Annotated in this window: 20 protein-coding genes and 1 pseudogene; 10 read left to right on the top strand and 11 right to left on the bottom strand. The window is 71.7% G+C overall.

Going from position 1 to position 19532, the window contains the following annotated elements; all coding sequences use genetic code 11:
* Positions 1–39: 39 nt before the first annotated feature.
* A complete protein-coding gene (locus FB467_RS14715) occupies positions 40–594 on the top strand; it encodes a hypothetical protein (RefSeq protein ID WP_141785764.1) in 555 nt (184 codons plus the stop codon).
* Between the two features lie 433 nt (positions 595–1027).
* Positions 1028–1300, top strand: a pseudogene (locus tag FB467_RS19385) (GNAT family N-acetyltransferase); the annotation flags it as partial.
* Between the two features lie 105 nt (positions 1301–1405).
* Here FB467_RS19385 and FB467_RS14705 read toward each other — a convergent pair.
* A complete protein-coding gene (locus FB467_RS14705; RefSeq protein ID WP_228393130.1) occupies positions 1406–2056 on the bottom strand; it encodes a maleylpyruvate isomerase family mycothiol-dependent enzyme in 651 nt (216 codons plus the stop codon).
* 119 nt (positions 2057–2175) lie between these two features.
* On the opposite strand from FB467_RS14705, the gene FB467_RS14700 reads away from it, so the two are divergent.
* The gene (locus FB467_RS14700; protein WP_211350619.1) at positions 2176–2736 is read left to right on the top strand and encodes a Uma2 family endonuclease; all 561 of its coding nucleotides are present in this window, start codon (positions 2176–2178) and stop codon (positions 2734–2736) included.
* 111 nt (positions 2737–2847) lie between these two features.
* Here the strand turns inward: FB467_RS14700 and FB467_RS14695 are convergent, their stop codons facing one another.
* Positions 2848–3279, bottom strand: coding sequence for a GlcG/HbpS family heme-binding protein (locus FB467_RS14695; protein ID WP_141785761.1), 432 nt, complete (start codon positions 3277–3279; stop codon positions 2848–2850).
* Positions 3276–5453, bottom strand: a complete 2178-nt coding sequence (locus FB467_RS14690; RefSeq protein ID WP_141785760.1) for a malate synthase G — start codon at positions 5451–5453, stop codon at positions 3276–3278. Before FB467_RS14690 ends, FB467_RS14695 begins: the two co-directional genes overlap by 4 nt.
* A 216-nt stretch (positions 5454–5669) precedes the next feature.
* Between FB467_RS14690 and FB467_RS14685 the strand changes: the two genes are divergently transcribed.
* Positions 5670–5975: a hypothetical protein gene (locus FB467_RS14685; protein ID WP_141785759.1), complete on the top strand. Its 306-nt coding sequence runs from the start codon at positions 5670–5672 to the stop codon at positions 5973–5975.
* Positions 5976–6083: 108 nt separating this feature from the next.
* Here the strand turns inward: FB467_RS14685 and FB467_RS14680 are convergent, their stop codons facing one another.
* The 4 genes from FB467_RS14680 to FB467_RS14665 form a co-directional block, all read right to left on the bottom strand.
* Complete coding sequence (locus FB467_RS14680) at positions 6084–7337, bottom strand: MFS transporter (RefSeq protein WP_141785758.1); 1254 nt, start codon at positions 7335–7337, stop codon at positions 6084–6086.
* Positions 7334–7801 carry a MarR family winged helix-turn-helix transcriptional regulator gene (locus tag FB467_RS14675; RefSeq protein WP_170230758.1) on the bottom strand — a complete coding sequence of 156 codons (468 nt, stop codon included), beginning with the start codon at positions 7799–7801 and terminating at the stop codon, positions 7334–7336. Before FB467_RS14675 ends, FB467_RS14680 begins: the two co-directional genes overlap by 4 nt.
* 189 nt (positions 7802–7990) lie before the next feature.
* A complete protein-coding gene (locus FB467_RS14670) occupies positions 7991–8617 on the bottom strand; it encodes a DUF2461 domain-containing protein (protein ID WP_141785756.1) in 627 nt (208 codons plus the stop codon).
* Between the two features lie 209 nt (positions 8618–8826).
* Entirely contained in the window at positions 8827–9915 is a 1089-nt protein-coding gene (locus tag FB467_RS14665) for a DUF2330 domain-containing protein (protein ID WP_170230756.1), read from the bottom strand.
* Between the two features lie 138 nt (positions 9916–10053).
* On the opposite strand from FB467_RS14665, the gene rph reads away from it, so the two are divergent.
* From rph to FB467_RS14650, 3 genes are all read left to right on the top strand, one after another.
* A complete protein-coding gene (rph, locus tag FB467_RS14660; protein WP_141785754.1) occupies positions 10054–10857 on the top strand; it encodes a ribonuclease PH in 804 nt (267 codons plus the stop codon).
* Positions 10854–11519: an RdgB/HAM1 family non-canonical purine NTP pyrophosphatase gene (rdgB, locus tag FB467_RS14655; protein ID WP_141785753.1), complete on the top strand. Its 666-nt coding sequence runs from the start codon at positions 10854–10856 to the stop codon at positions 11517–11519. The genes rph and rdgB overlap by 4 nt, the downstream gene beginning before the upstream one ends.
* 189 nt (positions 11520–11708) lie before the next feature.
* Positions 11709–12326, top strand: a complete 618-nt coding sequence (locus FB467_RS14650; RefSeq protein ID WP_141785752.1) for a hypothetical protein — start codon at positions 11709–11711, stop codon at positions 12324–12326.
* A 36-nt stretch (positions 12327–12362) separates the two neighbouring features.
* On the opposite strand, the gene FB467_RS14645 is transcribed toward FB467_RS14650, so the two are convergent.
* The 4 genes from FB467_RS14645 to otnK all read right to left on the bottom strand — a co-directional run bounded on the left by FB467_RS14645 (position 12363) and on the right by otnK (position 16148).
* Positions 12363–13364 (bottom strand): 4-hydroxythreonine-4-phosphate dehydrogenase PdxA, encoded by a 1002-nt coding sequence (locus FB467_RS14645; RefSeq protein ID WP_141785751.1) that lies wholly within the window; start codon positions 13362–13364, stop codon positions 12363–12365.
* Between the two features lie 62 nt (positions 13365–13426).
* Complete coding sequence (locus FB467_RS14640; protein WP_141785750.1) at positions 13427–14248, bottom strand: DeoR/GlpR family DNA-binding transcription regulator; 822 nt, start codon at positions 14246–14248, stop codon at positions 13427–13429.
* Positions 14249–14256: 8 nt separating this feature from the next.
* Complete coding sequence (locus tag FB467_RS14635) at positions 14257–14919, bottom strand: class II aldolase/adducin family protein (protein WP_141785749.1); 663 nt, start codon at positions 14917–14919, stop codon at positions 14257–14259.
* Positions 14916–16148, bottom strand: coding sequence for a 3-oxo-tetronate kinase (gene otnK / locus FB467_RS14630; protein ID WP_141785748.1), 1233 nt, complete (start codon positions 16146–16148; stop codon positions 14916–14918). Before otnK ends, FB467_RS14635 begins: the two co-directional genes overlap by 4 nt.
* A 168-nt stretch (positions 16149–16316) precedes the next feature.
* Here otnK and FB467_RS14625 point away from each other — a divergent pair, with 168 nt between their 5' ends.
* From FB467_RS14625 to FB467_RS14615, 3 genes are all read left to right on the top strand, one after another.
* The gene (locus FB467_RS14625) at positions 16317–17669 is read left to right on the top strand and encodes a homoserine dehydrogenase (protein ID WP_141785747.1); all 1353 of its coding nucleotides are present in this window, start codon (positions 16317–16319) and stop codon (positions 17667–17669) included.
* A gap of 122 nt (positions 17670–17791) precedes the next feature.
* Positions 17792–18595, top strand: coding sequence for a tripartite tricarboxylate transporter permease (locus FB467_RS14620; RefSeq protein ID WP_141785746.1), 804 nt, complete (start codon positions 17792–17794; stop codon positions 18593–18595).
* A complete protein-coding gene (locus FB467_RS14615; RefSeq protein WP_141785745.1) occupies positions 18588–19532 on the top strand; it encodes an amidohydrolase family protein in 945 nt (314 codons plus the stop codon). The genes FB467_RS14620 and FB467_RS14615 overlap by 8 nt, the downstream gene beginning before the upstream one ends.

Raw genomic sequence — 19532 nt, 5'->3', positions numbered from 1 at the left:
AGAGTGGGGGGCTCACGCAGGTGCAGATGAGGTGCAGGTATGACGCAACACGACGGCGGCGCTGGTCCGCGGGCGCTGGACCCCGCCGACCAGCTCGGCGCGGACGAGAAGGCGCAGCTGGTCTACGCCCTGGAGGGGCGGTTCGCCGCCCACCTCGACGCGGCTGCCTCGGCCGTTCGCGAGGCCGAGCGGGAGCTCGCCGAGGTGCGGGAGCAGCTGGCCCGGGCGATCGAGGAGGAGGAGCGGGCGCGCTACCGGTCCGACCCGCTGGTCTTCATGCGGGACGGGGTGACCGAGGAGGTCGAGGGCCTGGTCCGCAAGACGACCCCGAAGAAGCTGCGCACCTCCTACCGGTATCTGCTCGACCGGGCGGTGGAGCTGGCCGCCGGTGAGGTGCAGGGCTACCACGACGACCGGGCGCGGGAGCAGCAGGAACGCGAGCAGGGCGTGCAGGCGTCCCGCGCCGCCGAGCAGCGCGCGATCGCCGCGCTCGAGGAGGCGCAGGCCATGCAGGGGCGGGTCCAGTCTGCCGAGGCCGCCGCCCGACGCGGGCTGGACGTGCTGGCCGACAAGCTCGAAGCACCCACGGGCTGATGCCCAGGGCGCGCGGCGGACTGCGGGTAACGAGGGTCGAATCGTGCGACCAGTGACCGAGCAGACCATCCGCCGGGCGTGGGCCGAGTTGCTCGGCGTCGACGAGCTGGGGTCCGGTCCGCGCGTGCTGCGGTGGGACGACACCGCCGAGACCGTGACCTTCGTCCGCGTCTTCGGCCGGGGGGTCCTCACCGGGCCGCAGTGGGCGCTGGACCGCGCGCGGAACCTGTCCGACGACGAGCTGTCCCGCCTCGCGGTGCTGCTGCGGCTCGCCTCCGACCACGGCGCGCGACCGCTCGGGGCTGCCGAACTCTCCTACACCGACACCCGGGTCGAGCACGCCGACCTCACGACGACGCAGGACGAAGCCGCGGTCGCCGCGTTGGAGGCGGCGTGCCCGGACGAGGACGTCGACGAGGTCGGACTGGGCGGTATGCCGCACCGCTGGGTCCTCCTGGACGGCGCCGGGGGTGACGTGGCCGGGGAGGATGGGCCGGCCCCGCTCGCGGGGTCCGGCTATGTCGTGTGGGCGGAGGCGCTCGCCCACATGGGGGTGCTCACGAGCCCGCCGGCCCGCGGTCGCGGCTACGGGGTGCTCGCCGCTGCGGTCGGCACCAACGCGGCCCTCGACGCCGGGTTGGTCCCGCAGTGGCGGGCCCGCTTCGACAACGAGCCGTCGAAGCGGATCGCCCACGTGCTGGGTTACGAGCTCGTGGGCAGCCAGACGACCGTCTTCATCGATCCGCCCGAGGACGCTCACGGCGGGGGCCGGGTCGGGGTTGAGCTCACCCTGACCTCGGTCGACGCGCTGCTAGCGGTCGGGGCACCGCTCGCGGAGGATGTCGGCGCCGGGCCCCCTGAGGTCGTCGCAGTAGGCGGACCGGCCGGCCATCGCCATCACCAGCGCCAGCGTGCTGCCCTCCGCGACGGGCCCGTCGCCGTTGCTGAACGGGGAGTCGGTGGCCACTAGCCGCAGCCCCTTGGCCGCGGTCTTGCTGTTGACCGTGAAGTCCCGCGCGGCGAAGAACGTCGCCACCTGCATCACTGCCGAGGTGTCCGGCTCCGCGCTGATCCCCAGCGGACGGCGAAGGTCCTGGCCGTGCACGACGACCTCGCCCAGCCAGGCCGGGGTGTGCCCGGACGCGGCCGTCGTGTTGTCGACCGCGGCACGGAAGCGCTCCAGCGTCTCGGCCGGTGAGCCACCGAGATGCTCCTCGAGGCGTCGCCGATTGTGCTCGGCCGGGTTGAACCGCGCGCCCAGGATGCTGGTGATCCAGCGGAGCCGGCCGGTGCTCGCTGCGGCCGTCAGGTGCGCCACCACCTCGCGCACCGTCCACTCCCCGCAGAGCGTCGGGTGCGCCCACGCGGCGTCGTCGAGGGTGGCCAGGTCCTCGGCCAGTGCGGCCCGCTCGGCATGGATCATCGCCCACAGGTCGTCTCGGCTGACGGTGCTCTCGGTCACGGCATACCTCTCGGTCGGGGTGCTTGGGTGTCCGCGTCCAGTCTGACCGTGTGTCCGCCCGGAACTCACCGCTGGCCCGCCAGGTGACAGGGGAGAGGCCGAGGTGGACGATGGGTGTCATGACGGTGATGCCGCGCGCGGGCCAGGTGTGGACGGTCGATGACCTCGACCGGATGCCGGACGACGGGCTGCAGTACGAACTGCTCGACGGGTTGCTGCTGGTGACGCCGGCACCGGTGCTGCTGCACCAGCGGGCGATCGGCAACCTCTACCTGTTGCTGCGCGGCGCGTGCCCGCCCGGCATGGAAGTGTTCATGGCTCCGGTCGACTGGCGCCCCGACCTGCGCACCTCGCTGCAGCCGGACCTGCTGGTGGTGCGGCAGGACGACGTGGGGATCGCGAACGTCACGGCACCGCTGGTGTTGGCCGTCGAGGTGCTCTCGCCGTCGACCCGCCGCAAGGACCAGGTGCTCAAACGGTCCAAGTACGAGGATGCGGGCGTCCTCTCCTACTGGATCGTGGACCCGAAGGAGCCCTCGCTGCTCGCCCTGGACCTGGCGGAGGGTCGCTACGTCACCGGAGCCTCGGCGGCCGGGGACGGTGTGGCGCACTGCCGACTCCCGTTCCCGGTGGACCTCGTCCCGTCCGACCTCATCGCGGCACCGCCCGGGCGAGGGTGACCCGGAGACCCGGGTGCCACGGCCGCCTCTGACGACTTCACCCCCGCAGCCGGGGGCCGCGGGGGTGAAGTCGTACGTGGCCACGGTCGTGCCGTGGCCGTCGTGCGTCGTTTAGGCGCCGGGCTGGGCCACCAGGCCCGCACCCTCGATCCCGGAGACGGCCGCGAGCTCGTCGTTGTCGGAGGTGTCGCCGGTGATGCCGACGGCCCCGAGCAGGGCGCCCTCGGCGTCCTTGACCAGGACGCCGCCGGGGACCGGGACCAGCGAGCCGCCGACGGCGTTGGTCACCGCGGCGATGAAGTACGGCTGCTGCTCGGCCCGCTCCATCAGGGCCCGCGAGCCCATCCCGAGGGACAGCGCACCGTGCGCCTTGCCGAAGGCGATCTCGAAGCGCTTGTTCGACGCCCCGTCCTCCCGCTCGACGGCGACCACGTGGCCACCGGCGTCCAGGACCACGACGGTCAGCGGCTTCAGGCCCGCCTCCCGGCCCTTGGCGCGGGCGCCGGAGATGACGGTGCGGGCGGTGTCCAGGGTGAGGCTCATGCGTTGCTCCCGGCGATCTCGGCCTTCTTGGCGGCGCGGCGGCGGTGCAGGATCGGCTCGGTGTAGCCGGCCGGCTGCGTGGTGCCCTCCATGATCAGGTCGCGGGCGGCGTTGAACGCCTGGCCGTCGAAGGACGGGGCCATCGGCTCGTATGCCGCGTCGCCGGCGTTCTGCTCGTCCACGATGGCGGCCACCCGGCGCAGGCTCTCCTCGACCTGCTCGGTGCTGACCACGCCGTGCTTCATCCAGTTCGCCAGGTGCTGGGAGGAGATCCGGCAGGTGGCGCGGTCCTCCATCAGCGCGGTGCCGCCCAGGTCCGGGACCTTGGAACAGCCGACGCCCTGGTCGACCCAGCGGACGACATACCCGAGGACGCCCTGGACGTTGTTGTCCACCTCGTCCTGCTTGTCCTGGTCCGACCAGTTCTCGTCGGCGCTGACCGGGATGGTGAGCAGCTCGGTGAGGGTGGAGCGGTTGCCGCCGAGCAGCTCGTTCTGCCGCGCCTTGACGTCCACCTGGTGGTAGTGCAACGCGTGCAGCGTCGCCGCGGTCGGGGAGGGGACCCAGGCGGTGTTGGCACCGGCCTGCGGGTGGTTGGACTTCTGCTCCAGCATCTCCCGCATGTTGTCCGGAGCCGCCCACATGCCCTTGCCGATCTGGGCGCGGCCCTGCAGCCCGGTGGCCAGGCCGATGTCGACGTTGCGGTTCTCGTAGGCCTGGATCCAGGACTCGGTCTTCATGTCGCCCTTGCGGACCATCGGGCCGGCCTCCATGGAGGTGTGCATCTCGTCGCCGGTGCGGTCCAGGAAGCCGGTGTTGATGAACGCCAGCCGGTCGCTCGCGGCCTTGATGCAGGCCTTGAGGTTGGCGGAGGTGCGACGCTCCTCGTCCATGATGCCGACCTTGATGGTCAGCGCCGGCAGACCCAGCGCCTCCTCGACCCGGGCGAACAGGTCGCAGGTCAGCGCCACCTCGTCGGGCCCGTGCATCTTGGGCTTGACGACATACATCGAGCCGGTGCGGGTGTTGGTCCGCTCGGTGTTGCCGCGCAGGTCGTGGGCGCTGCCCAGCGCGGTCATGAAGGCGTCCAGCAGGCCCTCGCTGATCTCGTTGCCGTCGGCGTCGAGCACCGCGTCGGTGGTCATCAGGTGACCGACCTGGCGGATGAACAGCAGCGAGCGGCCGTGCAGGGTGACCTCGCCGCCGGAGGCGGTGGTCGCGGTGCGGTCGGCGTTCATGGTGCGGGTGAAGGTCGACCCGCCCTTGCTGACCTCTTCGGCGAGCGTGCCGCGCATCAGGCCGAGCCAGTTGTGGTAGCCGAGCACCTTGTCCTCGGCGTCGACGGCGGCGACGGAGTCCTCCAGGTCCATGATCGTGGAGACCGCGGCCTCGAGCACGATGTCCTTGACGCCGGCCTTGTCGGTGGAGCCGATCGTGTCGCTGGGGTCGACTTGGATCTCGGCGTGCAGCTCGTGGTGCACCAGCACCAGGGCCTCGGGGGAGGCCTTGTCGCCGCGGTAGCCGACGAACTGTGCGGGGTCGGCCAGCCGGGCGGTGTCCTCGCCGAGTGTGACGGCCAGGCCCTCGTCGTCGACGCCGTATGCCGTGGCGTCGGCGTGCGAGCCGGTCGCCAGGGGGAAGTACTGGTCGAGGAACTCACGGCCCCGGCGGATCACCTCGTCACCGCGGGCCGGGTTGTAGGAGGTGCCCTTCTCCATACCGCCGTCCTCGGCGATGACGTCGGTGCCGTAGAGGGCGTCGTACAGCGAGCCCCACCGGGCGTTGGCCGCGTTGATCGCGAAGCGGGCGTTCAGCAGCGGGACGACCAGCTGGGGGCCGCACTGGGTGCTGACCTCCTCGTCCACGTTCTCGGTGGTGATCGAGAAGTCCTCCGGCTCATCGACCAGGTAGCCGATGGAACGCAGGAACTCCTCGTACTTGGCCTGGTCGACGGCGCCCGGGTTGTCGCGATGGTAGCCGTCGATGGCGGTCTGCAGCTCCTCGCGCTTGGCCAGCAGCTCCTTGATCCGCGGCGACAGGTCGGTGACGGCCGACTCCAGCCCCGCCCAGAACGTGTCTGCGTCCACGCCCGAGCCGGGCAGGGCCTCCTCCGTGACGAACGTATGCAGGGGCTCGGCCACCTGGAGGGATCCAACCGTGACGCGTGCGGTCATCGCTCAACACTCCTCTAATAGTTCCACGATGCGGTATGTCCATTCTGCTATATGGCCGACGAAAGTGCGAATCGGCGACCGGGAGGCAGCGCGCGGACCTCACCGGAAAACCTAGCCGTCGCGCGGCTCCGGCGGAATGCCTCTCCCGGCCGCCCGCGACCCCCGAAATCTTCGGGCTGCTCGGCCTGTTACAACGAGAGGGACAGGAGGCGTGCGATGGAAGACATGACAGAGCCGGCGGCGCGCGGCTGGAGCGTGGAGGAGCTGGACGAGGGCCGGTACCTCGTGCACGGCACCGCGGCGGGTGACCGGGTCGACGTCGAGGTGACCCTGGACCCCGGCTCGGTCGAGGAGTTCGGCCTGGACGGCGTGCCGGGGGAGCGCATCGTGGACGCGACCATCGGCTACCTGCTCGAGCACCAGCGGCTCGACGAGCTGCCGGCCGAGGTCGAGCTGTCCGTGGTGGCCGCCGCCTACCCGGACTTCGCCGACCGGCTGCGCGAGGAGCTCTCGGCCGGCTGATTCTGGTCGGCTGAGTCCGGCCAGCTGATTCCGGAGCGCGACCGGTCGCCCAGTGCTGTCCGGCGACCATGTGTTGCTCGATCTGCACGCCGTGTGGCGCCGTCCGAATCACGCGACGGCGGGGGCGCCCAGCGGTGGGGGCTCGCACAGGCGGCTGGGCCGGCACAGGTAGGCGATGACCGTGACGATCCCGGCGGTCGCGACGAGCGCGACGCTCACCGAGGTGGCGTCGGCCAGCATCCCGTCGAGCGCGGCCGCGAACGGTCGGGCGCCCAGGAAGCCGACGAACCACAGCGCCATGATCCGCCCGCGCAGCACGTCGGGGGAGCGGTTCTGGATCTGGGTGGTGATCGCGGTGAACGCCAGGGTCATCCCGATGCCGGCGATGCCGAACCCGGCGAGGGCCACGGACTGGGTCCAGCTCGCCGCCGCCACCAGCACGCCGGCGGCAATCAGGAGCAGGCCACCGCTGCCGAGTCGGGCGAGGCCGACCCGTCGCAGGAGCGGGGCCAGGAGCAGGAAGCCGACGCCGGCGCCGACCCCGAAGGCCGAGGCGAGCCAGCCGACGAGCGCCTCGCCACCGCCGAGCCGGTGGGCCAGGGGAGGGGCCAGGGTGACGGCGGGTTCGGCGCCGATGCCCACCGCCGCGATGCCGACGAGGAGCACCAGCAGCGGGGGATCGGTCCGCAGGTGGCGCAGCGAGGCGCGCACCGAGAAGTCCGTGCCCTTGGCAGGGGTTGGCGGGTGCGGGATCCGGAGCAGGAGGACGATGATGCCGTAGACGAGGTTCGCCGCGCAGGCGATGGCGAAGGCCGACGCGGGCCCGAGCTGGGTCGCGACGAGCGCCCCGAGGGCGGGACCGGCCGCCCGGGCGATCGTCATCGGGACGCTGTTCAGCGCCATCGCGGCAGCCATCTCCCCGGGACGGATCATCGAGGGCACGACCGACTGCATCGCCGGTCCGCCCACCACGAAACCGAGGCCCACGACGAGCGAGGCGGCCAGGACGGGGGCCACCCCCGGCATACCGTCGACACCGCCGGCCAGGAACATCCACAGCGCCAACCCGCCGGACCCGAGTGCGGTGAGCAGCCGCCCCGCGACGATCTGCGCCTGGGGGTTGCCGCGGTCGGCCATCTTGCCGCTCAGCGGGGCCAGGAAGAGTTGCGGGGCGAACTGGATCGCGCTCACGGCACCCACCGCGGCCGCGGAGCCGGTGAGCTGGAAGGCCACGATCGCGGCCACGATGTTGTGGATCCAGATGCCCGAGGAGCTCAGCACCTTGCCCCAGAAGAACGGTCCGAACAGCGGGTCGACCATCAACCCGTAGGAGCCCCGGGGTTGGGGAGTGCGTGTGGTCATCCGAGGTCTTCCAGCCGGTCGTAGCCGTTTTGGAGCCCCTCGAGCAGCTCGATCAACCGGTCCAGGTCGGCCTGCTCCCAGCCCCGGGTGATCGTCGCCAGCAGCTCGGTGCGCCGTGCCCCGGTCCGGGCGAGCAGGTCCTCGCTGTCCGGGGTCAGTTCCAGGCGGGTGCGGCGCTGGTCGTCGGTGCACGGCTGCTTGCGCAGCAGCCCCTCGCGCACCGCGGAGTCGACCGCCCGGCTGGCCGTCGAGTGCTCGACCGCCAACCGGGCGGCCACGTCCTTGATCGAGGGGGAGCCGTCGGCGGAGAGGACCTGCACCGCCCGCAGCACGCGGAGCCCGGTCACGCCGCCGGGGGCGCCGAGTCCCTCCAGCAGCCGTCGGCGGTACCCGGGCCGCTGCACGGCGAGGCGCAGCCCGCTCAGTAGGTCGTCGAGCTGGTCGAGGCGGGTGAGGTCGGACACGGACATATGCATACCGCATACATATGTTGATGTCGAACTCTCGACCGGGCACCCGCCTGAGCAACGAACAGGGCGGCTCGACGCACTGGTAGATGGCTAGGGGCACTGGTGGCACGTCCGGACGTGCCACCAGTCGCCCGAACCGTCTACCAGTGGGCGGGGGGCAGGGCCGGGGCGCGGCCGAGGTGGCTACCGGTGCAACGCCCGTAGCCAGTCCACCAGCGGACGCACCTGGTCCCAGTCGGCGCGCACCCGGTCGACGAGGGCGGGGGAGCTGACCACGTCCAGCTCGTTGAACCACCGCATCGCCGCGATCGTGCGGTGCCGTAGCAGCTCGATTCGTGGGTGGTCGCGCGGGTAGCCGCGGGGCGCGGTCTTCAGCCGGTCGCCGGTGACCTCCCAGCCGGCGTCACGCAGCGCGTCGACGACACGGATCAGCTCCCGGCCGGTCCGGTCCTCGTGCACGGCCTTCCGGTATGCAGTAAGCGTGCCGGGGTCCATCTGGTAGCACCCGCCGCCGAGCCGGAAACCCTCGGCCGAGACCTCGGCATACCACCCGGTGGCCGGCGCGACCTGGACGTAACCGCCCTGGTGCGTCTTGTACGGGCTCTTGTCGGCCGAGAAGCGGACGTCACGGTGCGGGCGGAACACCTTGCCGGGGCCGAACTCCTCGGCCAGGTCGGCGAGCAGCGCCTCCATCGGCTCACGGACCTCGCGACGATAGGTGTCCTGGTGGCTCGCCCAGAACTCCTTGGTGTTGTCCAGTTCCAACTGGGCGTAGAAGTCCGGGGCGGTCTCGGGGAAGCCGGTGAACATGGCTCCATCCTCACCCGGGCCGCGTGACGGGCTTGCTGACCCCGCGGGCGGCATCCTGACCCTGCGGGGCGCCACTGGTAGACGGTTAGGGGCACTGGTGGCACGTCCGGACGTGCTACCAGTGCCCCTAACCGTCTACCAGTGGGAAGGGGTGGGCGCGGGGCGCGGCGGAGGCAGCCGGCGCGGTCAAGTCGGTAGGCGCGGCCGAGTCAGCCGGCGCGCGGGGCCGAGCGGAGCTGCCGCCGGACCACCATGACGATGGCGATGCCACCGCCGACGAGGCCCAGCACCAGGACCGCGAGGATGATCGCGACGTCGATCGGGATCAGGTAGCTGTCGGTGTAGATCACCCGCTGGAAGGGCTCGTCGGTGTCGTCCGCGGCGAAGACGTAGTCCGAGACGATCTGGGCCTGCGGGTTGACGAACTCCTGCTCCAGGGTGGTCAGGTAGGGAGCCTGCGCCACGATCGCGGCGAGCTCCGGTGACTGTGCCTGGTCGGCGGTGAGCTCGCCGGCGAAGAGCAGCTCCGCCTGCCCGGACGAGCCGGTCGGATCGGTGCGGGTGACCCGGTGGTCGGAGAGCACGTAGGTGCGGGTGCTCTGGGTGTCGACCGCGGCCTGCGACATCCGCATCGGGTAGACCAGTTCGTCGCTGGGGAAGGTGACCTTGAGCGGGGGCAGGTCGCCGCTGATGGTCTGGCCCTCCGCGGTGAGCCGGACCGCCACGAAGGCCCAGCCCTCCTCGACGTAGGGGGTGACGACCGACTCGAAGCGTTCGTTCATCACATAGTCGTGCTCGGTCAGCCACTCGTCGAGGGCCCCGGGGTCGTCGGCCGTCAGGACGGCGGTCTCCAGCGGCCCGAGGTCCTGCGTGCTCAGCACCTGCACGGCGCCGTCCCCGGGAGCGCCTCCGGCCGCGCTGTCACCGTCGTCCCCGAACAGCTCCGGCGGGCCGAACAGGTGCTGCCGCTCCTCCCACCGGGGCGCCGACGCCGCGGCCAGGTCGCTGAACAGCTCCTCGTCGCCGAGTGCGACGTCTGCCGCGGGGTTCGGGGTGGGCAGCAACAGGCCGGCGTCGTCGCCGACGCCCTGGGTGGTCAGGCGCAGGTGGATCGTCTCGTCAGTGCCGTCCCAGTGCAGGGCCGCCGTCTCCTGCTGCACGGTCTGCCGCGAACCGTCGGGCCCCACGAAGCCTCCGCAGGCGCAGGCCATCGCGCCGGGGGCCGCGAGCAGCCCGGTCGCCACGAGTGCCGCTGCCGCGGTCGCCCGCGCCCACCAGGTCAACGCGCCCCTCGACATACGATCCCGCCCTCTCGCCCTGCGTCCGTGACCAGCCATGCTCGTCGGACGCAGGAGGCTGCGCCCGGGTTCCTCCCGGGCATGGTCCCACGGCTGGGCGGATCGTCCCGGACGGGCGCTCGCGCATACCCTGGGCCCATGACGTCGACGAACTCCACGCCGGGCGGACCCCGCCACGACGGCCGACTGCCCGACCAGTTGCGCGAGATCAGGATCACCCGCGGCTGGCTGGACCACGCCGAGGGGAGCGTGCTGGTCGAGTTCGGCCGCACCCGGGTGCTGTGCGCCGCCTCGTTCAGCCCGGGTGTCCCGCGCTGGCGCAAGGGCTCGGGCCTGGGCTGGACCACCGCCGAGTATGCGATGCTCCCGCGGTCTACCCACACCCGTAGCGACCGCGAGTCGGTCAAGGGCCGGATCGGTGGCCGCACCCACGAGATCTCCCGGCTCATCGGGCGCAGCCTGCGGGCCGTGGTCGACCTGTCGGCGCTGGGGGAGAACACCATCCAGCTGGACTGCGACGTGCTGCAGGCCGACGGCGGCACCCGGACCGCGGCGATCACCGGTGCGTATGTCGCGCTGGTCGACGCCATCGAGACCGGCCGGGCCAAGGGGTTCATCGCGGCCGACGCGGAGCCGATCACCGGCTCGGTCGCCGCGGTCAGCGTGGGCATCGTCAAGGGCGAGCCGGTGCTGGACCTCGACTACCCCGAGGACGTCGACGCCGACACCGACATGAACGTGGTGATGACCGGCGACGGGCGGTTCGTGGAGGTGCAGGGCACGGCCGAGGGCGAGGCCTTCGACCGGGACCTGCTGGACACCCTGCTCGACCTGGCCACCGAGGGGTGCTCCGAGCTCGCTGCCCGGCAGGCCGCGGCGCTCGGCGCCGACGACATGGGCGGCTCCGACGCGCACGCCTCCGGCGCCTCCGACGACCTGTGAGTGGCACGGCCGCGGGCCAGGGCGGGCGCCGGCTGGTGCTCGCCACCCGCAACGCGCACAAGGTCGGTGAGCTGCGCGACATCCTGGCCGATGTGCTCGAGCGGACCGGACTGGACCTGGTCGGCGTCCAGGAGTTCCCCGAACTGGAGGATGTCGTCGAGTCGGGCGTGACGTTCGCCGCGAACGCGCTGCTCAAGGCGCACGCCGTCGCCTCGGCCACCGGCCTGCCGGCGCTCGCGGACGACTCGGGCCTGGCCGTCGACGTGCTCGGCGGGAGCCCCGGGGTGTTCAGCGCCCGCTGGGCCGGACCCGCTGCCCGCGAGGCCGTCGACGGTGCCGCCAAGGACCGGGCCAACAACGAGCTGTTGCTCGCCCAGCTCTCCGACGTGCCGGACGAGCACCGGGCCGCCGGCTTCGTCTGCGCCGCCGCGCTCGTGCTGCCCGACGGCACCGAGGTGGTGCGGGAGGGCGCCGTCCGCGGTGTCCTGGGTCGTGGCCCCCGCGGCGACGGCGGGTTCGGCTACGACCCGCTGCTGGTGCTGCCGGACGGGCGCACCCTGGCCGAGTACTCCCCGGAGGAGAAGCACGCGGTCTCGCACCGCGGGGCAGCCTTCCGGGCGCTGGCGCAGGACGTCGTCCGCCTGCTGGGGACCGCTTCCTGACGTGGCGAGTTCGGGCAGGGAGACACCGCCCTCGACGCCTTCCTCGCCGTGAGGCGCGAAGAACCCTAGGATGTTTCTATGGTCAACGGGTAGGGACGGCTGGGCATCTGTGCTGGATTGGCCGGCGCGATAGTTGCCCTTTCTGCCTGTTCCGACGGTGACACAGATCCAGGCGCGGGAAGCCCGGCGGTGCCCGGCTCGACTGGTGCTCAGGAAGAGGACAGCGCGACTCAGGAAGTGGGGGCGGGGAGCGAGCAAGCCGCAACCACCGGGCACTCGGGTTCAGACGAGGACGTGATCGCGGAACTGAGTCAAGAGTTCACCGTCGAGGGCGGCTGGCAGATCGAGATTGCCGCGAGGCTCCTGCCCGCGCAGACCTACGAAGGTGTTGAGGCGCTTCCCGAACCTTGCCGACGCCATCGACCGGCAGCGGAGTCAACCGGCGAATGGGCGTACACCGTGGTTCCGGTCTCGTTCGAGCTGGTCGATGAGAACGAAGTCCCCTTCCCGGAGAAGTTGTGGTTCTCCGTAGAGCCCGACATCGGCACGTGCTCGGAGGACGAAGGCCAGGTTTCGGACCGGAATAGCAATGTGTACGGCCAGGACATGATCGCCGTCGACACGGAGCATCCAGCCACTACCGCCTGGCTCGTGCAGTCGGGTCAGATAACTCCCGATACGCCCGAGGGGGAGGCTGTCGACAAGACCCTCTTTAGCGTTCAGTTCGAGGGGGACGACGAGGGCACGGTGGACTGCGACACTGTCGCTCACTCCGAGTGCGTGCTGACATACCCCGAGAACGAATAGGCCGTAGCCCAGGTCGATCGGGCGAGGGGATGACGGTCAGGCGGCGCGCCGCTGCGCGGTCTGCCGGCCGAGGCCGACCGCGATCTCGAAGGCGCGCTGGGTCGGGCCCATCAGCGCCTTGTTCTGCCCGACGATCTCGTATGCCGTGCCGTGGGCCGGGGTGGCGATGGGCACCGGCAGGCCGCCCTGGACGGTGACGCCCTGGTCGAAGCCCATCAGCTTCATCGCGATCTGGCCCTGGTCGTGGTACATCGTCACGACGCCGTCGAAGTCGCCGCGCTTGGCCCTGATGAAGACCGTGTCGCAGGGGAACGGGCCGCTCACCTCGATCCCGTCGACCTCGCGGGCCAGCTCCACACCCGGGGCGATGTGGTCGATCTCCTCGCGGCCGAACTGGCCGTTCTCGCCCGCGTGCGGGTTCAGCGCGGCCACGGCGATCCGCGGCGTCTCGACACCGGTGCCCTGGATGACCTGGTGCAGCAGCTTGGTCGCGTCGCGCACGCCGCGGGCGCTGATGTTGCGGGACACCTCCGACAGGGCGATGTGCGAGGTCACCCGGGCGGTGGTCAGTCCCGGGGCGAAGTTCAGCTCGCTGGTGAACCCGCCGAAGTCCAGCTGCTTGGCGAACCAGCGCAGCTCGTCCTCCTCGTGCATCCCGGCGTCGTGCAGGGCGGACTTGTTCAGCGGCAGGAACATGATCGAGTCGACGGAGCCCTCCCCGAACATCGCGAGGGCCTGCTCCAGGTCGCTCATCACGCGCCGTCCGGCCGCCACCGACACCTCCTTGGAGGGCACCGCCACGTCCTGCAGGCGGGAGCCGACGAGGTGCACGTGCCCGACGCCGGGCTGCTCGCCGACGGGGACCGTGACCCCGGCCGCGTCGGCGGCCTGCTGCAGCTCATCGGCCGACACCAGCGCCGAGATCTGCGCCTGGGCGAGCGTCTCCGGGTCGGCGAGCAGCCGCACGGCGAGCTCGGGGCCGATGCCGGAGAAGTCGCCGAAGGTCAGCGCGATCCGGGGGGCCTGGGTGGTGGTCATGGGTTCCTCCTGAGGGGACGGGGTGGTGGGCAGCGGGTGGTCGGTGGTCAGGGTCGGGATGGTCAGGGTCGGGAGAGTCGGGGTCGGGATGGTCGGGGGCGGGGGACGGTGGCTCGCACCAGGTCGACACCGAGGGCGGCGACCCGCTCCGCGTCGGACGGATCGAGTCCGTCGTCGGTGATGATCCGGTCGACGTCGGTCAGGCGCAGCACCCGGTGCCGGGCGAAGCTGCCGAACTTGGCGCTGTCGGCCATCAGCACGCTCCGGCTCGCCGAGGCGATGGCGGTGCGCTTGGGGTCGATCTTGGCCTCGACCGGCGTCGTGACGCCGTGCCCGGCGTCCCACGAGCTGCACGACAGGAAGGCGACGTCGAGGGAGAGTTCGGCCAGGGTCTGGGCTGCCAGCCGGCCGACGGTCGAGTGGTTCGGCTGATCGACCCGGCCGCCCACCATGATGAGGTCCATCCCGGGGTGGCCGAGGAGGGCGGTGGCCGTGCTGAGGTCGTTGGTGACGACGGTGAGGTCCCGCCGGCTGCCGAGCAGGGGAACCATCGCCGAGATGGTGGTGCCGGCGTCGAGGTAGATCGCCATGGAGTCCTCCACCAGCTCCGCCGCCGCCCGGGAGATGGCCTCCTTGGCGTCGGTGTTGACGGTGGCCTTGTCCCGGCGCGGCGGTTCGGCGCCCATGCTGTGCGCGGCCGCGACGCCGCCCTGGGTGAGCCGGACCCGGCCGAGCTCGGCCAGCGCCGCGGCGTCCCGCCGCACGGTCATGTGGCTGACGCCGAGGGTCTCGGCGAGCTGGTGGTAGCTCAGGACCGGCTCGTGGTGCAGCAGCTCCAGGATCTGGTGCTGCCGCTGCTCCGGTATGACGTGTGCGCTGCCCATGCCGGTACCTACCCGCCGTCCGGGGCCGGGGTCCAGGGGCTGCCCCAGGTCGTGGCCAGCTCAGTGACCTGCGCGTCGGACAGTGTGCGGCGGTCGGCGGTCGCCGTGAGCAGGGCGATCCGGCAGGCCTCCTCGACCTCGATGCACCGCTCCAGCGCCTCGGCCAGGTCGGCGCCGGCCACCACGGGTCCGTGGTTGGCCAGCAGGGCGGCCCGGAAGGGTCCGGCCGCCTGCTCCAGGTCGGTGCCGAGGGCGGGGTCGCCCGGGGGGCGGTAGGGCAGCAGGGGGGTCTGTCCCACCCGCATCACGAAGTATGGGGTCAGCGGCGGGACGGCGCTGTGTCCGGCCCACGGCGCGGTGCAGGAGAAGGCCGCGGCCCAGGGGGAGTGCAGGTGGATCACCGCGCGGAACCGCTCGTCGCGGCGGTAGAAGCCCAGGTGCAGCGGCGTCTCCTTGGAGGCACGGGCACCCCCGAGGTGCTCGCCGTCCAAGGAGGTCAGGGCCAGGTCTTCCTCGGTCAACCGGCCGAGCCTGGTGCCGGTGCCGGAGAGCAGCACCCGGTCGCCGTCGCGCACGGAGACATTGCCTGACGCGCCGGGGCTCAGGCCCAGATCCACCAGCTCGCGGCCGGTCCGGATCAGTTCCTGCGCGGGAGTGCTCGAGGCGGTCATCGCAGGGCGTCCCAGGCCGCGGTGAACAGGTCCTCGTTGCCGAAGTTGCCGCTCTTGAGCGCCAGTGCGACGGTCTCGCCGCTGACCTCGACCAGCGACCAGCACACACCGGGGGCGATCTCCGGACCGATCAGCAGGGTGCTCGCGCCGAGGGCGCCGACGACCGCGCCACTGGTCTCCCCGCCGGCCACGACGAGTGCGCCGCTGGTGCCCTCCTCGACGAGGCGCCGGGCGGTCGTGGAGAGCACCGACTCGACCACCTGCCCGGGGTCGAACCCGGCCCCGGCCGAGGCGACCACCTCCTCCCGCCGGCGCGCGGCGCATACGACGGGGGCGGAGTCCTCGGCCTGGTCGCGCACCCAGGCGACCACCTGGTCGACGGCGGCCCCGGTGTCGCGGGCGGCGGCCGGGACGTCGATGGTGAACACCGGTTGGGACCGGGCGGCGTGCGCGATCTGCTCCAGGCTGCGGGCCGACACGCTGCCGCAGAGCACCACGCGGCGCTTCGCCGGGGGAGCGGACCAACTGGCTCTGCTCCCACCTGGACCGCTGATGCCCAGGGCGAGCCCGGACCCGCCGGAGACCAGGACGTCGTCGGCCGTCGCCAGCCCGATCGTCGCCAGGTCGTCGTCATCGATCGCGTCCACCACGACATACGTCCCCGGTGTCTCCTCCAGCGCGCTCCGCAGCTGCGGCACACCCTGCCGCACCCGGTCGAGCCGGACCTCGGTGACCGGCTCCGGCGTCTGCGGGGCGAGGAGGTCGGCGACCCGGGAGGCGGTCATCGGGGTGAGCGGGTGGTGCCGCATGGGGGAGTGCTCCAGCAGCTCGGACCCCACGAACAGGTGACCCAGGTATACGGTGCGGCCGTTGGCCGGCAGCGAGGGCACCACCACGGAGCGGGTCGCCCCCACGGCCTCGCGCGCCGCGTCGAGCATCGGGCCGATGTTGCCCTGCGGGGTGGAGTCGAAGGTGGAGCAGTACTTGACGTAGAACCGGCTCGCCCCCAGCCCGCGCAGCAGCTCGACGGCGTCCCTGGTCTGGTCCACGGCGACGTCGACGGGTGCCGTGCGCGACTTCAGGGCCACCACGACGGCGTCCAGCTCACCGGGGTCGAGGTTGGACGGGTCCACCGCACCGTTGACGACGGCGACCCGGTGTCCCGACCGGCGCAGCATGGTGGCCAGGTCGGTCGCGCCGGTGAAGTCGTCCGCAATCGCTCCCAGCACCCGTTCCTCCTCGGTCGTCGTGGCTCCGGTCCTGCGCCCTCAGTGTGCCCTGTGTGAAGATCCGTGACAATCCTTGACAATGTTAGATCCTATAGGAAAGATGACGAAGCGCATCACCTGTGCGCGCGGCCACCGTGCGCAAACGGCCCCCCGTCGAAGTGAGGAATCTTGGCTCTCCTACCCAGCCCCGAGCGGGACCGGACCCCCATCTGTCTCGCCCTGACGGGGGCGAACGGCCAGTACGGCCGAACCCTCGTCGCCCAGCTGGCGGCCACCCCGGAGATCCGTCCGGCCGTCCTGGTGGACCCGGACGTGGAGGGCGTCCGGGCGATGCTGACCGACCTCGGCTTCGCGGCCGACCGGGTGGGCGTCGGCGACACCGCCGAGGAGGCGGACCGGCTGGTCGCCGAGGGCCGGACCGCGCTGGTCCGGGACCAGGACGCGCTGCCCTGGGACCGGCTCGACGTGCTGGTCGAGGCCTCCGGGAAGGTGGGGCCCGGGTGCGCCTACGCCGCCGGCGCGATCGGGCACGGCGCGCACGTGGTGATGGTCAGCAAGGAGGTGGACACGGTGGCCGGCCCGGCGCTGTTCGCCCGGGCCGCGTCGGCCGGCCTCAGCTACCTGCCGGCCGACGGCGACCAGCCGGCCAACCTGCTCCGCCTGCTGGCCTGGGTCAGCGCGGTTGGCCTGGACGTGGTGGCGGTCGGCAAGGCGGGGGAGTACGAGCTGTTCTACGACCCCGAGGCGGGCACTATCACCCAGGCGGAGGAGACCATCCCTGCCCCTGACTTCGCCGGCCTGGTCACGCTGGGCGACGACGTCGCCGGCACGATCGCCGCCCGCGCGGAGCAGGTGGCTGCGCTCAAGCGCGCCGCCGCCGCCGATTCCTGCGAGATGACCGTGGTGGCGCAGCGGACCGGCCTGGGGGCCGACGTCGAGGAGCTGCGCTACCCGGTCGTGCGGATCGACGAGCTGGCCGACGTCTACGCCCTCCGCGACCACGGGGGCCTGATCGAGCACGACGGGGTCGTCGACGTGTGCACCTCGCTGCGGCTGCCCGGCGAGGCCAGCTTCGCCGGAGGCGTGTTCGCCGTGGTCCGCACCGGCGACCCGGTGACCTGGGAACTGATGCGGGACAAGGGGCACGTGGTCAGCGCCGACGGGCGGTACGCCTGCATCTACTGGCCCTACCACTACATGGGGGTGGAGACCCCCCTGACGGTGCACGCCGCGGTGGACCGCGCCCCCGCCCCGGCCCCGCGGTCGACCGTGCTGCTGGCCGGCCGCACCGTCCGCGACCTGTCCGCCGGCACCGAGTTGCAGGTGGCCGGGCACTACCACGAGATCGAGGGCGTGACCACGGCCATCGTGCCGAACGCCCCCGGGGTCCTCCCGTTCTACCTGCTGGACCGGACCCGGCTGGCCCGAGACGTGCCCGCGGGCACCCTGCTCGCCCCCGAGGACGTCGCGGGAGTCGACCAGACCGCATACGACCTCTTCACCGAAGGCCTGAGCCGGTGACCGGCTGACGACCGCGCCGGCGGACCCGGCCGGCCCCCCACCCCTTCCCACCTTGCTCACTCCAGTTCGAGCGTCGCTTCCGCTACCACGGGGGCGCCCAGCAGGGTGCGGGCAGTTTCAAGCTGCCGAAGGGCACGATCCGCCGGCTGCTCCCCACCTGGGCCAGCGGTACCGGAATCGGCTACGCGATCGGGGTCCTCCCCGGGACCGGTGGAGAGGTCGCCTCCTTCGTGTCCTACAACGAGTCGCGTCGTTGGGCGAAGGTCCGGAAGTCCTTCGGCAAGGGGAACCCGGTCGGGTTGTGCGCCGCTGAGACGGCGCACAATGCGGCGGTCCCCGGGACGCTCGCCCCCACCTTGACCCTGGGCATCCCGGGCAACTCGGTGGCGGCGATCATGATCGGTGCCCTCACCGTGCACGGACTGCGCCCCGGGCCCCAGTTGTTCGAGGGCGAGGTAGACCTGGTCTACGGCATCCTGTGGGGGTTCATCCTGGTCGCGGTCCTGCTGCTCGTGGTCGGCTTGCTCGGCATCCGGGTCTGGAGCCAGGTGCTGCGGATCCCGGCGGGGCTGCTCTGGCCGGCCATCGTGGCGATCTGTGTCATCGGTGCGTACTCGATCCGCAACTCCCTGTTCGATGTCGTGGTCATGATCGGTGCCGGGATGCTGGGCTACGCCTTCGACCGCAACGGGGTCCCGACGACCCCCCTGGTGATCGGTCTGCTGGTCGGCCCGATCGCGGAGACCGGCTTCCGACGCGCGACGATCCTGGCCGAAGGGAGCTACACCTGGATGCTCGAGCCGGTGACCCTGACCCTCGGTCTGCTCTCCGTGCTGTCCATCGTGGTGTCGGTGATCCGGGCCAGGAAGACCACCCGGGAGCGGAACGCCGCGTCGCTCGAGAGTGAGACGGTGGACCATGGGTAGGTACACCGGGCCGGTCATCGACGCGCACCATCACTTCTGGGAGCCCCACCTCGGTCGTCAGCCCTGGTTGCGACCCGAGGCGCAGATCCCATTCCGCTACGGCTCCTACGAGGCGATCAAGCGCAGCTATCTGCCACCCGACCTGAGGCGCGACGCGGCGGGGTTGAACCTGGTGGGCAGCGTCTACATGGAGACCGAGTGGGAGCTGGACGATCCGATCGGTGAGATGCGGTACGTCGCAGACCTGGCTGACCGGTACCGCCTGCCCAACGCGGCGGTCGCTCATGCCGTGCTCCGGGATCCCCGGGTCGAGGAGGTCCTCGAGCAGCTCGCGGGGTGGCCACTGGTCCGGTCGGTCCGCAACAAGCCAGGGCAGGCGCCCTCGCCGGAGGCGGCGGCGACGTCCCCGTCCCTGTTGCTGGATCCCGACTGGCGCAGGGGCTACGCACTGCTGGCCCGCTACGACCTGCACTTCGAGCTGCAGGTTGCCTGGTGGCACTTTCCGGAAGCAGTCGACCTCGCCACGCGGTATCCGGATCAGGTGATCATCGTCAACCACGCCGGCCTACCCGCCGACCGGAGCGAGGCGATGCTGCAGGCGTGGGAGGCGAACGTCCGCCGGGTTGCCGAGATGCCCAACGTCCTGATGAAGGTCTCGGGCATCGGTCTGCCCGGCGAGGCCTGGACGGTGGCCCGGAACCGGCGCATTGTTGAGACACTGGCGGATGCCTTCGGGGTCGACCGGATCATGTTCGCCTCGAACTTCCCGGTGGATTCGTTGTGCGGAAGCTACGCGGACATCATGGGAGGGTTCCTGGAGATCTCACGGGAGTGGAGTGCCATGGAACAGTTCGACGCCTTTGCCGGGACGGTGATCCGGACCTACCGGCTGGACCCGGCGCTCGCGGGAGAATCCCCGCGCGCAAATATCCTATAG

The sequence above is a fragment of the Ornithinicoccus hortensis genome (assembly GCF_006716185.1).
GTDB classification, from domain to species: domain Bacteria; phylum Actinomycetota; class Actinomycetes; order Actinomycetales; family Dermatophilaceae; genus Ornithinicoccus; species Ornithinicoccus hortensis.
The sequence above is the reverse complement of the archived record's forward strand: the minus strand, read 5'-3'. Positions and strand labels throughout refer to the sequence as shown.

Coding starts and splice junctions, on each gene's coding strand:
- FB467_RS14670 (WP_141785756.1), bottom strand. CDS start 8,617: ATGTTCACCGGCTTCCCCGAGACCGCCCCGGACTTCTACGCCCAGTTG.
- FB467_RS14635 (WP_141785749.1), bottom strand. CDS start 14,919: ATGACCGCCTCGAGCACTCCCGCGCAGGAACTGATCCGGACCGGCCGC.
- FB467_RS14680 (WP_141785758.1), bottom strand. CDS start 7,337: ATGACCACACGCACTCCCCAACCCCGGGGCTCCTACGGGTTGATGGTC.
- FB467_RS14690 (WP_141785760.1), bottom strand. CDS start 5,453: ATGACCGCACGCGTCACGGTTGGATCCCTCCAGGTGGCCGAGCCCCTG.
- FB467_RS14695 (WP_141785761.1), bottom strand. CDS start 3,279: ATGAGCCTCACCCTGGACACCGCCCGCACCGTCATCTCCGGCGCCCGC.
- FB467_RS14715 (WP_141785764.1), top strand. CDS start 40: ATGACGCAACACGACGGCGGCGCTGGTCCGCGGGCGCTGGACCCCGCC.
- FB467_RS14665 (WP_170230756.1), bottom strand. CDS start 9,915: ATGTCGAGGGGCGCGTTGACCTGGTGGGCGCGGGCGACCGCGGCAGCG.
- rph (WP_141785754.1), top strand. CDS start 10,054: ATGACGTCGACGAACTCCACGCCGGGCGGACCCCGCCACGACGGCCGA.
- FB467_RS14640 (WP_141785750.1), bottom strand. CDS start 14,248: ATGGGCAGCGCACACGTCATACCGGAGCAGCGGCAGCACCAGATCCTG.
- FB467_RS14700 (WP_211350619.1), top strand. CDS start 2,176: ATGACGGTGATGCCGCGCGCGGGCCAGGTGTGGACGGTCGATGACCTC.
- FB467_RS14645 (WP_141785751.1), bottom strand. CDS start 13,364: ATGACCACCACCCAGGCCCCCCGGATCGCGCTGACCTTCGGCGACTTC.
- FB467_RS14615 (WP_141785745.1), top strand. CDS start 18,588: ATGGGTAGGTACACCGGGCCGGTCATCGACGCGCACCATCACTTCTGG.
- FB467_RS14685 (WP_141785759.1), top strand. CDS start 5,670: ATGGAAGACATGACAGAGCCGGCGGCGCGCGGCTGGAGCGTGGAGGAG.